This is a genomic window from Candidatus Amarobacter glycogenicus (assembly GCF_016704105.1).
GTDB lineage: Bacteria > Chloroflexota > Dehalococcoidia > Tepidiformales > Tepidiformaceae > Amarobacter > Amarobacter glycogenicus.
In genome coordinates, this window is record NZ_JADJAT010000001.1 from 529,379 (window position 1) to 540,907 (window position 11,529).

The window sequence follows — 11,529 nt, forward strand, 5'->3', positions numbered from 1 at the left end:
GGCTAACGCATCGACTCGACGTAATGGCGGCTTTCGACATCCTGGAGGAGGCGCGGGCCGCGGGGCTCGGAGGGTGCGGGTTCGGGGAGCCCGAGTTGGAGTTCGCGTTCTTCGGCGGTGGGCACGCGGCCCTGTTCGAGGGCGTCGACGGCCTCTTTGAGTGACTCGATGTCGGTGAACGAGCGGTACACGGAGGCGAACCGGATATAGGCGATGTGATCGAGACGGCGGAGCGCGTCCATCGCGAGTTCTCCCACGACCTGCGAGGGCACCTCGGGCCTGCCGTCGGCATTCACTTTCGCTTCGATCTCCCCGACGATGGCATCGAGCTGGGCCACGGAGATATCGCGTTTGGCGCAGGCGCTACGCAACCCGCGGAGGAGCTTCTCGCGAGAGAACTCCTCACGGCGGCCATCGCGCTTCAGAATCTGGACCGAAGAGAACTGGACAGTTTCCACGGTGGAGAACCGTTCGCCACAGGCGATGCACTGGCGGCGGCGGCGGATGCCGTCATCGTTGGCCCGACTATCGGTAACCTTGGAGTCGCGGAAGTGGCAGTAGGGGCAGCGCACGGTTGACGTAAATTCCTTGAAGCGTCTAGGCACCTTAGCAATTGAAAGCGGTGCGACGCGGAGTATCGATCAACATCTTGTGGCTCGTCAAGAGCATGGCCACAAGATATTGTACCAGTCTTATGAACAGTCCAGATTTGAGACGGCGTCCGTGTGAACGTGAGCCCGAACCGAGTTCATCTGCGACAAGCTCGAATCCGGTCTATCGCGGGACGCCGGGGCACTGCCAGATGCCATGGATTCGTCCCTGGTAAGGATTGCTGAGGGCAGCTTCGATCTCGCCGGCATCGCCAGTCGGGGCAACCACCACAAGCGCGTGCCCTTTCTGGCCGTCGAGGTCAACCGAGACCTCGGGACCGGAACCGGGCGCTCCATCCCATTCGTAAACCCCGGGGCCGTCGTAGCCGTTGATGATGATCCGGAGGCGGTGTCGCGCGCCATCGACCATGCCGTCGAGCGTGACCTGGAGGCGGCCGCTGCCGGCCGTGGTGCCGTGGATCCAGGCGCACGTGGCGTTGGCCTCACTCATGGCGCCGGTCGTCACGCCGGCGAACTCCAGAGCCTGAAGAGCGGGGCCGAGGACCGGCAGTCCCTCGACCGGTCCAGCAGTGGAGTCGACGGTGGGCGTCGGCTGAGGCGGGGTGGGACCGTCGCCGCATCCTGCGAGCACGAGCGGGACGAAGAGCGCTGCAGCGACTGACACGACGACCCGAAACACGACGGCAGGGTACTCAGGGGGCGGGCTACCGGCGAGGGCCGGACTGCAACATCCACCAGCGGAACAGGGAGCCCGACCGAGTTCAGGGCCCTCCGTGACTGGCTTCCTCTATCCCCGAAACCCAGCCCGGAGCGCGGTAGCCGGCCGGCACGCCAATCTCCCCACTCTCGATACCGGCCCGGAGAAGCAGCCACGACACGGTCGAGTCCGATGTCCACATTTCGGAGTGTCCGGGGCGGCGGCGACCCCAGGTGTAACCGGGAACCTGCGTGGCCAGGTCGAGGATGCGGGATGCCACGCCGGCATCGTGCGTGAGCGGGATCGGCGGTGCGACGGCCCACGCCTGATCGGAGAGGCGGTCGCCGGGGCGGACGTAGACCTGGTAGCGAAACAGTCGCAGCCGGCCAGCCCACGTCGAGCCCACCGGGCCAGTCACTTCTCCCGAGGGATTGGGCCCTCCCGATGCGGGCGCGGCCTCGATCGTGAAGCGGTCTCCCGCAACACAGACTTTCAATGCCGCATGGAGCAGTCCCAGGCGCCGCCTGCGTGCCCAGCGTGCGACCAATTCCTCATAGAGCACGAGGCTGTAGCGCTGAAAGTGGGTCCCCGCGCCGACCGGGATCCAGAACAAGTCCACCGAACTGCCTCGTTCAGGTTCCACGCCGGCTATCTCCGGGCTGACGACTTCGTGCGTTCGAAGAAGTCACAGGCGGCGGTATCGGTGTAGGGGTTGAGGAAACCGCTGGCGATGTGAAGGCAGGTCCCCCGGCCAAAGTCGTGGTCCTCGATGAACTGGCGGCAGTTTCCGCAGGTCTTCGGCAGTTCCCCCCTGGGGCCGAAAGACGGCCGCAGGCCCGCCAACTCGATCAGCGAGATGGGTTCCGGCTGGATGAAGTCCTCTTCGGTGACCCGTGGCTCGTGACGCCAGCCGTCGCGGACCTGTTGCTCCTGGCGCCGTTCGCGTTTGCGGTTCTTCCGGTGGCCCATCGTCGAACAATCGTATCGGTTTGACCGGCTGCATGCCGGCAGGACTGCGACGATCCGGCCCCTCCTGTACACTGCCGCGCGTTACGCCACATTCGACGTCCAGACATGCAATCGGTCCTCGGCAGCCCGGAGGGGCGGCAGGGGCGAAGGAGAGAAAAATGGGCAGCACAGTCGCTACTGACGAGAAAACGGGGAGGAAGTTCTACCTCGATGACCCGGACGACATGAAGCCGGGAGAGCAACTCGTGTTCCTGCTGAACCTTCACGGGGGCGGTTCGGTCGGCGCGTGGCAGCGCCTGTACTTTCCCGCCTTCGACTACAAGGAGCGCTACCGCCTGGTGATCGCCACGCCTTCCGCAGCGACGAAGGAACCCATGCGCCGGTGGGTCGCGGAGGCCGACGACGACCACCTCCGGAACATTGTGGAATACGTCTTCGAGAAGTACGGGGTCGAGCACATCCGGGCGTTCTGGCTGGTCGGGCACTCACAGGGCGGCATGACGAGCAATCGCCTCTTGAGCCAGGATTACTTCAAGGACCGGGTTGATGGCTGGCTGAGCCTTTCGGGCGGGCGAATCGGGCCCGTCGAGATCCCCGCTTCGTTCTTTCCGCCGAGCCGTGGGACTCCGCCACCGGCGCAGGCGGCGACTCCGGGCGGAGACGCTCCGCGTCCGGGACGGGCGGTCACGCCGGAGTGCGACATCTCGTTCATCTTCGCGACTGGCGAGCACGAAATGGTAGCTCTCCCAGAGAGTTCGCCGTGGGCGGAGAAGTACGGCGCAGGGCCTCGGACGAGGCTGGCCGATGTCGTGGACGACCAGCCAGGACAGATCCACGACACGAGCCGGGAAGGGAAATCGACGCCCGGCTGGGGCCTTTCGCCGCGGCCCGGAACGGCCCAGGTGTTCTCATACCCGAACGGGCGCGGGGGGAAAGTCATCGCGGATGTCGTCCGGCTCGACAAGGGGCATACGGAAGGGCTGGAGCCGAGGGTGACGGAGACGCTCGTTCAGATGATCGCGGGGGCGCCCGGCGGAAAGGCGCAGGGCGCCGTTCGCCGCTGAACGTCCGGTGAGTCGGCCGCGCGCTACCGCCGTACCACGGCTGCCGCGAGTTGAGCCGTGCGCAGACGGCACGCGGCGATGGTGAGACCGGCCATCGCACCGGTGATCGCCGTCGAGGCGAGGCCATCGAAGGCGCCCGCAGCCATCCGCAGGGCGACTTCGGCGCCACACCAGGCGAGGGCCGGCCAGGCGACGATCTCGAACAGAAGGTAGGCCTGAGATCTCATGCTGCGGCCTCCTGGTACATCCGCTCGATGAGGTCGACGAAGGCAACGGCGAAGTCCGGGTCGAACTGCGTCCCACTGCCCTTATGGATCTCGTCGATCGCGCGTTCTGGGCTGAACCCCTTTCGGTAGGGCCGGTCAGTGGTCATGGCGCTGTAGGCGTCGGCGAGGGTGAAGAGCCGCGTTGGGGCGCTGATTTCGAGTCCCTTGAGGCGCCCCGGATACCCATCTCCATCGATCCGTTCGTGGTGATGGCGGACGAGGTCGACGACGCTATCGTAGTCGGTGACGGCGGCAGTGATGGCGGCCCCGAGGAGCGGGTGCTCCTCCATACTCCTGCGCTCGTCGAGGGTGAGTGGTCCAGGCTTTCGCAGGATCTCATCGGCGACGACGATCTTCCCGAGGTCATGGATGGGGCCACCGATGGCGATGGCGTTGACCTGGGTGTCGTCGAGTCCCGCGGAGCGCGCAACAGCAAGCGCGAGCTGGGTGGCGTGGTCACTATGGAAGCGCGTGTAGCTATCGCGGCGGTCGATGGCCTTCACCAGGTTGCGAAGGGCCTTCAGGTTGCTGACCTTGAGGAGGCCGTCGGCTGGCTCATCGCCGGCCTGCCCGAGGACCGATGCAGGCGACATGGACTTGTCGAGGTACATCTGGTCCTCGGCCTCCGCGATCAGGTCGCGGGGAGACTCGAACCCGCGGAACTCTGCGATCCCGCAACTGATACGGGTGGGCAGGGAGATGCGTGCACCGTTGATGACCTCGATCTCCGAGACTGCCCGGCAGACGCGATCCATCACCTGGCGAGCCCGAACCTCGTCGCATTCAGGGAAGACGACCACAAACTCATCGCCGCCAAAGCGGGCGAACTGAGCCGGACGGCCGATGTGCCTGGTCAGGGCTGTCGCCACCTTCTTTAAGACGTGGTCGCCCTCTTCGTGTCCCACGAAGTCGTTGAGAAGCTTGAAGTTGTCGATGTCCAGGTAGGCGACGGCGAGCGGCTTGCCCAGGCGCTGCGAGTTGGAAACGGCCTCAACAATGAATTCGTCGATAAAACGGCGATTGGGCGAACCGGTCAGGGCGTCGGTGTAGGCGAGCGTGCGGTAGACGGCAGCCTGTTCCGCCTCGATTTGACGGGCGCGGGTATCGACCGCCTTGTTGAGCATGTGCCAGAGGATCTCGGCATCGAAAGGCTTCCCGAGGAAGTCGTCGGCGCCGGCTTTCATAGACCGGACGGCGACATCGACATCAACGAATCCGGTGATCGCCACGATACCTGCCGCGGGCGCCAGGGAGCGGGCTTCGGCGATGACATCGAGCCCGGAAACGTCCGGGAGCGAGATGTCTGATGCGACTGCGTCGAACTCTTGATTTCGGATGGCACTGATCGCCGCGGCTCCGCTCCTCGCAACCGTCACGTGATTGGTGTGTTGGCCGAGCACGAGCTGGATCAGGCGGCCCAGGGCGGGGTCATCTTCGATGACGAGGACGCGCAGCGCCTCTCGGACCGGTTGCCAGAGTACCGTGGGCTCCATCCTCCAAGATTGTCGGCAGGCGGGTCAGGCGGCACAGCCCGATCGAAGCTGAAGCGGGGTTATTTCGAGCGATTGACCCAGATTCGGCTGGCAACCTGGGTGCCCATCACGATCGACCTTCCCGCGATCTGGGCTGTCACTGTCCCTCGGTAGGGTGCGACAGCCTCAAGGCGGACGGTGACGCCGGGCCGGATACCTTCCTCATCGAAGAACTTGAGGAGTTGTTCGTCTTCTTCGAAGACGCGGTCGATCGTGACCTGTTCGCCTTCCTGGATGTCGGTGAGCGTGATCATGGTGAGCTTGGGAGGCGCGCCGTGCCCGGGAATCGGATAGCCGAAAGGGCTGCGCTCGGGGCGGCCGAGCGTCTCGAAGAGGCTGGGTTCGGTAACGTCTGAGAGCCCGTGTTCGAGGAGGTGGGCCTCTTCATAGGCCTGCCACCATGGAACCTTAAGCACATCTGTGATGAGGCACTCCGCAAGCCTGTGCCGGCGGACCATCTGTTCTGCGCGCCGGAGCCCTTCGGGCGTGAGCCGGATGATCTTCTTTCCGTCCAGGGTTACGAGGTGGTCGCGGAGCAACCGTTTGAGCATGCCCGCGACCGATGGCGGGGTGATCTCCAGCCGGTCCGCGAGGCGGACCGCAATCACGTCCTGTCCTTCATCGTGGTCAAGCCGGTAGATCGCGGTCAGGTAGTCATCGCTGGCGACGTTCGAGACCTGTTTTGGCATGCTCGCGATCGTGCCACGAATGTGGCAGATGCCGCCACTTTGAGGGCGCAAGCCGGGGGCCGGGCATCTCCGCGAAGGCCGCAAGCCGCCGGGACGCGACCCGGCAACCCAACAGGGCGCCGCGGCCCCAGATGGTGTCGGCCAGTCGACCGCGCGGGGCGGCCGGAGTTCAGGCCGCCTTGCGGACCGGGAGAGCGTCGGCGCGGTAGAGCGGGATGACGTTCGATGCCAACTGCAGGCTTCGGCCATCGAGGTAGGCCGCCACGCAAGGCGGGACGCTGTTCGCCGCGCAACAGGGCTGGCAGCGGTTGGCGCGAGCGGAAGAATCGAACGGGCAGGCTTCGTCGTAACGTGACATTTCGGTGACCCTCAGCGGTTCTGCTTGAGCTATCGACAGATCACGTCCAGTGGATGAGGGGTGAGCAGTGAGTTTCATCCTGGCGAGCATCCGCCTTTACCAAACGAGAGAGGGGCTCCCCGAAGGGAGCCCCTGTTTTTGCCCGCTCGGCTTGCCGCCTTCACGCGATGCCGAGGGCGGCGCGGACCCGGTCGACGAAGCGCTGCGAGTCGTTGGCGATGAGTTCGCGAATCCTAGTTTCGCGATTGATTTCGCGGAGGACCTGGGCGTGCTCGTAGCGGCGCCGCAGGAATTCCGGTTCCGGTTGACCAGAACCGGCGATACGGCCGTCGCGGAGGACCTGGAACTGGCCGTGGAACGAGTAGTAAACAGTCTGGAACATTTCCGAGCTTCCTTTCGGGTTGGGGCCAGCGGAGCGGGCCGGGGATGGTAGCTTCAGGCGGTGCGCCCGCGGAACGCCGGTTCGGCGCCGCGGGGCTGGTTGCGAAATCGGCTGGCGCGGGGGCCGCGCAGCCAGTCAATCCGGTGTTGGCGTGCGGGAGCTTTCACCAGGTCCGGGCCAAACCGCTTGTTGGTCGCCATCGCCGCGATGCGCGGCGAGTGAGTCATTACGAGGTTCAACATGGCTCTACATTCCTTGACACTTGTGCCGCCACGAATGGCACACGAGTACTGTGCATCTCTTCTTGAAGGAATTCCGATGCAGTAACCGGCGAATACAAACTGGGCCGACAGTTAGACGGCTAAAGGCGAATCTCTGGTACGGGCGCTCTAGTGGCTCACCCTGCACCGGCGAGTAGCCGGCTAAATGAAAACGCCGTACCGCCTGGCGGTACGGCGTCGAGGCCGTCCTTCTTATTCAAGGACACTAGCCTGGCGACGCAGCTCCACGCGCGATTGCCGAGGTGCGAATGTTCGTGACCATTGGGCTCTCCTCACCGGCTTTTGCCGCGCTTGTTCTAAGTAACGATGTTGGCCGGCAAAAGGTTAACTGTCAACGGAATTCACGGGCTCTCCTGCCACCATCCGTGCAGGAGTTCACACATACCCGGGGGTGCACCGCGCACTGTAGACTGGGACTGGAGTGACGCAGCCAGGGTTCGGCGAACATCTCCGGTACATCGGGCGCGATGGCGCGACGGGCCTTCCCGCGCGCGTTAACGACACGTTCATCGCCGAAACTGAGAAAGCCATCGAGCGCTACGGCCAGGACGCCAGCGAACCGGTTCCGCCGCCACCTGCGGGCCCGGTCGACATCGTTTCGGTGTCCGTCCCCAGGCTTGGCCTGAGGCAGGCGAGGGTCGGACGCTACGGCCTGGACGCCTTCGGCCGGCTCGATGTGCCGCAGGACACGAGCACAATTGGCTGGAACCCGGCGTACTGCGCGCTGCCCGGCGAAGGCGGATCGACCTTCCTGGCAGCCCACGTGTATTTCAACGGGCAGCCGGGGGTGTTCTCCCGGCTATCCACACTCTCCGCAGATGACGACATCCGGATCGTGCTGAGCGATGGGAGCGAACATGGCTACCGCGTCACTTCGGCCGTCGAATACGCGCTGGGCACGATCGACATGGGGGCGCTGCTCAAGGGCCGCGAAGGATTCGAAAGCATCACGCTGATGACCTGCAGCGGCCCGCCCGATGAGGGTGAATACGCCTTCCGGACGGTCGTACTCGCCGTGCGAGCCTGATCAAGCGAACGAGCCGTGACGGCCTGCTCCCGCCGCGAAACGGGCGGCACCCTCGCGCGTCTCGCCGGAGTTGATGACCTCGATGCCGCGCCGGGTCTCGTTCGCCAGGGCGTCCTCGAACTCGAGGTCCCACTGTTCGAGCGCCGAAAGGCGGTCGCTGCGCAGGCATCGCTGGGGGAAGGCGGCGATTTGGGCCGCCAGTTCCCTTGCGCCGGAGAGGGCCTCGCCCGCCGGCACGAGCCGGTTGGCGAGCCCCATCGCCCGCGCTTCCTCGCCGCTCACGCCCCGGCCGGTCAGGATCAGATCAAGCGCGTGGCTCTCGCCGATGAGGCGAGGGAGCCGGACGGTCCCACCATCGACGAGGGGGACGCCCCAGCGGCGGCAGTAGACGCCGAAGACGGCGTCCTGGGCGGCCACGCGGAGGTCACACCAGAGCGAGAGTTCCAGTCCGCCTGCGACGGCGAAGCCCTCCACTGCAGCGATCACCGGCTTGGAGAGCCGCATGCGTGAAGGCCCCATAGGACCATCGCCATCTGTGGCGGCCCGATTGCCGCCTCCGGTTGCAACAGCTTTCAAATCCGCCCCGGCGCAGAACGTGCCGTTCGCGCCTGTCAGGATTGCCACGCGAAGCGCATCATCATCTTCGAAGGTGCGGAAAGCCCGGGCGAGCGCTGCTGCCGTTTCGCGGTCGACCGCGTTACGGACCTCCGGACGGTCGATAGTCACGATGGCCAGCGGGCCGTCGGTCTCGTAGTGGACCACCATGTCGAGCCTCCTGTTGTGGAACAATGGTAGCCATCGGAAGTCGGCTTGAGCAGGGGAGGCGCGGGCATGGAGGCATCGGACTTCGCAATCGCGGTGCTGGAGACCAGTGCACTGCCGCAAGGTGTGCTCAGCGACGTGATGCGCCTGTTTCAGCAGAACTACCGCGACGCGAACACGGCTTACCTGGAGAAGAACCTCGGGAAGCTCCGCCACCTGGCCCTTGCGACCGCTCGTGACGGGGCGGTGGCGGGGTTCGCGCTGGGTGAATCCCGGGTGATCGATCTCCCGCAACTACCAGGAACCAACGTCCGCCTGGCGGGATTGTGCTGCGTCGGAATGGACTACCGGCGGCACGGCCTTTTCGGGAAGCTGGAAGCTGCGGCCCTGGCTGCGAACGCATTGCCACCGAAGGATCGCTTCCTGTCTTGCGGACGGACGGCACATCCCGCGAGCTTCCGGAACTTCTTCGCGAACCCGGCCGCCGTGCCACACCCGGGGCGACAGCCGAGCGAGTGGCAGAAAGCCGTGGGCACCGCCATCGCGGCAGCATACGGATCGACGGGGTTCGACGCGGAGACCTTCGTCGTCAAAGGCAGCGGCGTGCCAATCGGTTGGCCGGTCATCGAGATTGAAGCGACGGCCGACGAGTGGGAAATGTTCAAGCCCGTGGATCGCTCTAATGGCGATTCCCTCCTTGGCGTCGCGTGGCAGCCCACGCCGCCTGCAGGATGGCTGGAGTAGCACCGAGCGCCAGCGATCCCGTGACAACTGTCACATCGGCTACCAGAGCGACACTCCAGCATTCGCCCATGCGCCCTCATGCCGGTGATATCCCCCTCGCCCAGGTCGCGACACGCCGGGTGCGAAGACCGGGTTTCCCCTGGATCTTCGCGATGTGGATGGCAGTCTCTGCGGCTATCTCGGTTTGTGCCGGTCTCGTCCTCGGCCTTCTCGCCGCATTAGAAACAGGTTACGGCCTCGACCGCTGGACACAGTCAGTGCAGGCTCATGGGCGTCTCCAGCTCTGGGCATTCGCGGGCGTGTTCATCGTCGCGCTGGCGTTCGAGTTCCTGGTGCGGATGAACGGGAGGCAACCATTTAGCCTCTGGCTGCGGATAGGGGTGCCGGCCGGGCTCGCGGGTGGGGGACTGCTCCAGGCCGCGGGGCAACTGTGGTACGACCAGGCGGACTTCCTCGGCCCGATCGGCGGGGTGGTCATGTTGGCTGCTTCGGGCGCATTTGCGGTGGCAGTGGTGCGTGTGAAGCCGCCGCACAGCCTCAAACTTGACCCACAGCCGTGGTTCGTCTGGTTCGCCGGGGGATGGCTCGTAACCGCCTCGGCGATGGCACTGATCGCCTCGTTGAACTGGGAAATGGGCACGGCATTGCCGGCCGAATCGCATCTCGTAGCCGAAGTGTTCCTGCGCGGGTTCCTCTTGCAGGTAATCCTGGCGATCGGGCCGCGCGCCCTCGGCGGACACATGGGCCTGCCTCTGATTGATGCGCGCAAGCAGATCTTCTTGCTGGTCACTGTCAATGCAGGCACGGCTCTCTGGGTCGCCGGCCAGGACGTCTGGGTGTTGCCCGGGGCATTCATGCTCGTGCGTGTCGCAGACATCGCGCTGGGAGTGGCGCTTCTGCTGCTCACATACTGGTTGCGGATCTTCTCCAACCTCAAGAGACGCTATCGCGGCGAGCGGTACGAGTGGGCGGCCCCTATCGCCTGGCTTGGCGCGGTCGTCTATGCGGCGACGCTCGTGCTGGTGCGCCTCGCCCCGGCGGGAGACGAGCTGAACCTGTACCAGGAAGGGGCTATCCGGCACATCTTCCTGCTCGGGTTCGTCCTGCCGCTGATGCTGGCGATGGCCCACATCGTCCTGGCACGGTTCGGGGCGGGATACATCCCGTGGCAGAACCTGCTGACTGCGGGCTTTCTCCTGCTGGTTGCGGCATGGCCGTTGCGGGTTATCCCGGCCCTCGCTGGTGATGCACCAGGCGACGCGGCCCAAGGTGCAATGGCGCTCGCGGGCGTGCTGGCGATGGCCGCCCTGGGCCTGACCGCTGCGGTCTGCATCCGGACAGCGATCATCACCGGCAGACCGATCCAACAGATCATGCGGGCGATGCCTGGTTAGGCGACCAGCTTCGCTCTCACGGCGGAGAGAGTCGCGGCGCTGACGCCGACGCTCTCAAGGTAGGCGGCTGCACCGCCGTAGAGACGCTCGATGTGGGCCAGTGTGTTGGTCATGTCTTCCGGCGGCGACGCCATGAGCTGGAGCGCTCTCGACTGGTCGATACCCTGCTCGGACATCCGCGGGAGCCACTCGTCCAGGAGTGGACGCAGGAGGTGAAACGAATGGGCGTAGTCCTCGATGACGGTAGCCTCGTCGACGCCTGCGAGGCGGAGCATCAGGGCCGCCGCAACGCCGGTCCGGTCCTTGCCGGCAGCACAGTGGAAGACGACCTTGCCGTCGGTGTCCGAAACCGTTTCGAAGAGGACGCGGTAGGCGTCACGGCCCGTTTCGAGCATGCGCTGGTAGACGACAAAGTAGCCGGGGAACTCGGCGTCCAACCCCACAGGGGACTGGTCCTCTTCGAACACGGGTGCGAAGACGTGGCGAATCCCGGCAACGGAAGGATCGGGGGTGACGTCGCGTTCCCTCTCGGCCCGCGAGCGGAGGTCGACGATGGCCTTCACGCCATGGTCGGCGAGCGTGCCGAGGCCGTGAGGAGTCAGCCGCTGGAGTCCGGCGGAACGAATGACGGTGTCGGTGGTGGTGCGGCCTTCGGGAGTGGTATAGCCGCCCATGTGGCGGACGTTGTGGGCGACTTCGAGCCTCAACTCGCGATTCGTGATAGTTAGCGTCATGCAAACATTCTGACATGCA

At 65.3% G+C, this 11,529-nt stretch carries 16 protein-coding genes; 4 read left to right on the forward strand and 12 right to left on the reverse strand.

The window, feature by feature from the left end:
* Nucleotides 1–2: 2 nt before the first annotated feature.
* The 4 genes from nrdR to IPG14_RS02730 form a co-directional block, all read right to left on the reverse strand.
* A complete protein-coding gene (nrdR, locus tag IPG14_RS02715; protein ID WP_343388004.1) occupies nucleotides 3–605 on the reverse strand; it encodes a transcriptional regulator NrdR in 603 nt (200 codons plus the stop codon).
* 169 nt (nucleotides 606–774) lie between these two features.
* Nucleotides 775–1,290, reverse strand: a complete 516-nt coding sequence (locus IPG14_RS02720) for a hypothetical protein (protein WP_343390820.1) — start codon at nucleotides 1,288–1,290, stop codon at nucleotides 775–777.
* Nucleotides 1,291–1,372: 82 nt separating this feature from the next.
* Nucleotides 1,373–1,951 carry a hypothetical protein gene (locus tag IPG14_RS02725; RefSeq protein ID WP_343384981.1) on the reverse strand — a complete coding sequence of 193 codons (579 nt, stop codon included), beginning with the start codon at nucleotides 1,949–1,951 and terminating at the stop codon, nucleotides 1,373–1,375.
* 5 nt (nucleotides 1,952–1,956) lie between these two features.
* Nucleotides 1,957–2,277, reverse strand: a complete 321-nt coding sequence (locus IPG14_RS02730; RefSeq protein WP_343384982.1) for a hypothetical protein — start codon at nucleotides 2,275–2,277, stop codon at nucleotides 1,957–1,959.
* Nucleotides 2,278–2,435: 158 nt separating this feature from the next.
* Here IPG14_RS02730 and IPG14_RS02735 point away from each other — a divergent pair, with 158 nt between their 5' ends.
* Nucleotides 2,436–3,341 carry an alpha/beta hydrolase gene (locus IPG14_RS02735; RefSeq protein WP_343384983.1) on the forward strand — a complete coding sequence of 302 codons (906 nt, stop codon included), beginning with the start codon at nucleotides 2,436–2,438 and terminating at the stop codon, nucleotides 3,339–3,341.
* Between the two features lie 23 nt (nucleotides 3,342–3,364).
* Here the strand turns inward: IPG14_RS02735 and IPG14_RS02740 are convergent, their stop codons facing one another.
* From IPG14_RS02740 to IPG14_RS02765, 6 genes are all read right to left on the reverse strand, one after another.
* On the reverse strand, nucleotides 3,365–3,568 hold the full coding sequence (locus IPG14_RS02740) for a hypothetical protein (protein WP_343390821.1): 204 nt from the start codon (nucleotides 3,566–3,568) through the stop codon (nucleotides 3,365–3,367).
* A complete protein-coding gene (locus tag IPG14_RS02745) occupies nucleotides 3,565–5,100 on the reverse strand; it encodes a diguanylate cyclase (RefSeq protein ID WP_343388007.1) in 1,536 nt (511 codons plus the stop codon). The genes IPG14_RS02740 and IPG14_RS02745 overlap by 4 nt, the downstream gene beginning before the upstream one ends.
* Before the next feature lie 59 nt (nucleotides 5,101–5,159).
* Nucleotides 5,160–5,828 carry a metal-dependent transcriptional regulator gene (locus tag IPG14_RS02750; protein WP_343388008.1) on the reverse strand — a complete coding sequence of 223 codons (669 nt, stop codon included), beginning with the start codon at nucleotides 5,826–5,828 and terminating at the stop codon, nucleotides 5,160–5,162.
* Between the two features lie 169 nt (nucleotides 5,829–5,997).
* The gene (locus IPG14_RS02755) at nucleotides 5,998–6,186 is read right to left on the reverse strand and encodes a hypothetical protein (protein WP_343384987.1); all 189 of its coding nucleotides are present in this window, start codon (nucleotides 6,184–6,186) and stop codon (nucleotides 5,998–6,000) included.
* A gap of 160 nt (nucleotides 6,187–6,346) precedes the next feature.
* Nucleotides 6,347–6,568, reverse strand: a complete 222-nt coding sequence (locus IPG14_RS02760; protein WP_343384988.1) for a hypothetical protein — start codon at nucleotides 6,566–6,568, stop codon at nucleotides 6,347–6,349.
* 53 nt (nucleotides 6,569–6,621) lie between these two features.
* Nucleotides 6,622–6,810 carry a hypothetical protein gene (locus IPG14_RS02765; protein WP_343390822.1) on the reverse strand — a complete coding sequence of 63 codons (189 nt, stop codon included), beginning with the start codon at nucleotides 6,808–6,810 and terminating at the stop codon, nucleotides 6,622–6,624.
* Between the two features lie 460 nt (nucleotides 6,811–7,270).
* Here IPG14_RS02765 and IPG14_RS02770 point away from each other — a divergent pair, with 460 nt between their 5' ends.
* Nucleotides 7,271–7,876, forward strand: coding sequence for a class F sortase (locus IPG14_RS02770; protein WP_343390823.1), 606 nt, complete (start codon nucleotides 7,271–7,273; stop codon nucleotides 7,874–7,876).
* Here IPG14_RS02770 and IPG14_RS02775 read toward each other — a convergent pair whose 3' ends face one another.
* Nucleotides 7,877–8,641: a crotonase/enoyl-CoA hydratase family protein gene (locus IPG14_RS02775; RefSeq protein WP_343390824.1), complete on the reverse strand. Its 765-nt coding sequence runs from the start codon at nucleotides 8,639–8,641 to the stop codon at nucleotides 7,877–7,879. It lies immediately after the preceding gene.
* A 66-nt stretch (nucleotides 8,642–8,707) separates the two neighbouring features.
* Between IPG14_RS02775 and IPG14_RS02780 the strand changes: the two genes are divergently transcribed.
* A complete protein-coding gene (locus tag IPG14_RS02780; protein WP_343390825.1) occupies nucleotides 8,708–9,382 on the forward strand; it encodes a hypothetical protein in 675 nt (224 codons plus the stop codon).
* Between the two features lie 68 nt (nucleotides 9,383–9,450).
* Nucleotides 9,451–10,776, forward strand: a complete 1,326-nt coding sequence (locus IPG14_RS02785) for a hypothetical protein (RefSeq protein ID WP_343390826.1) — start codon at nucleotides 9,451–9,453, stop codon at nucleotides 10,774–10,776.
* Here the strand turns inward: IPG14_RS02785 and IPG14_RS02790 are convergent.
* Entirely contained in the window at nucleotides 10,773–11,510 is a 738-nt protein-coding gene (locus tag IPG14_RS02790) for a tyrosine-protein phosphatase (RefSeq protein ID WP_343384994.1), read from the reverse strand. The genes IPG14_RS02785 and IPG14_RS02790 overlap by 4 nt on opposite strands.
* Nucleotides 11,511–11,529 lie beyond the last annotated feature (19 nt).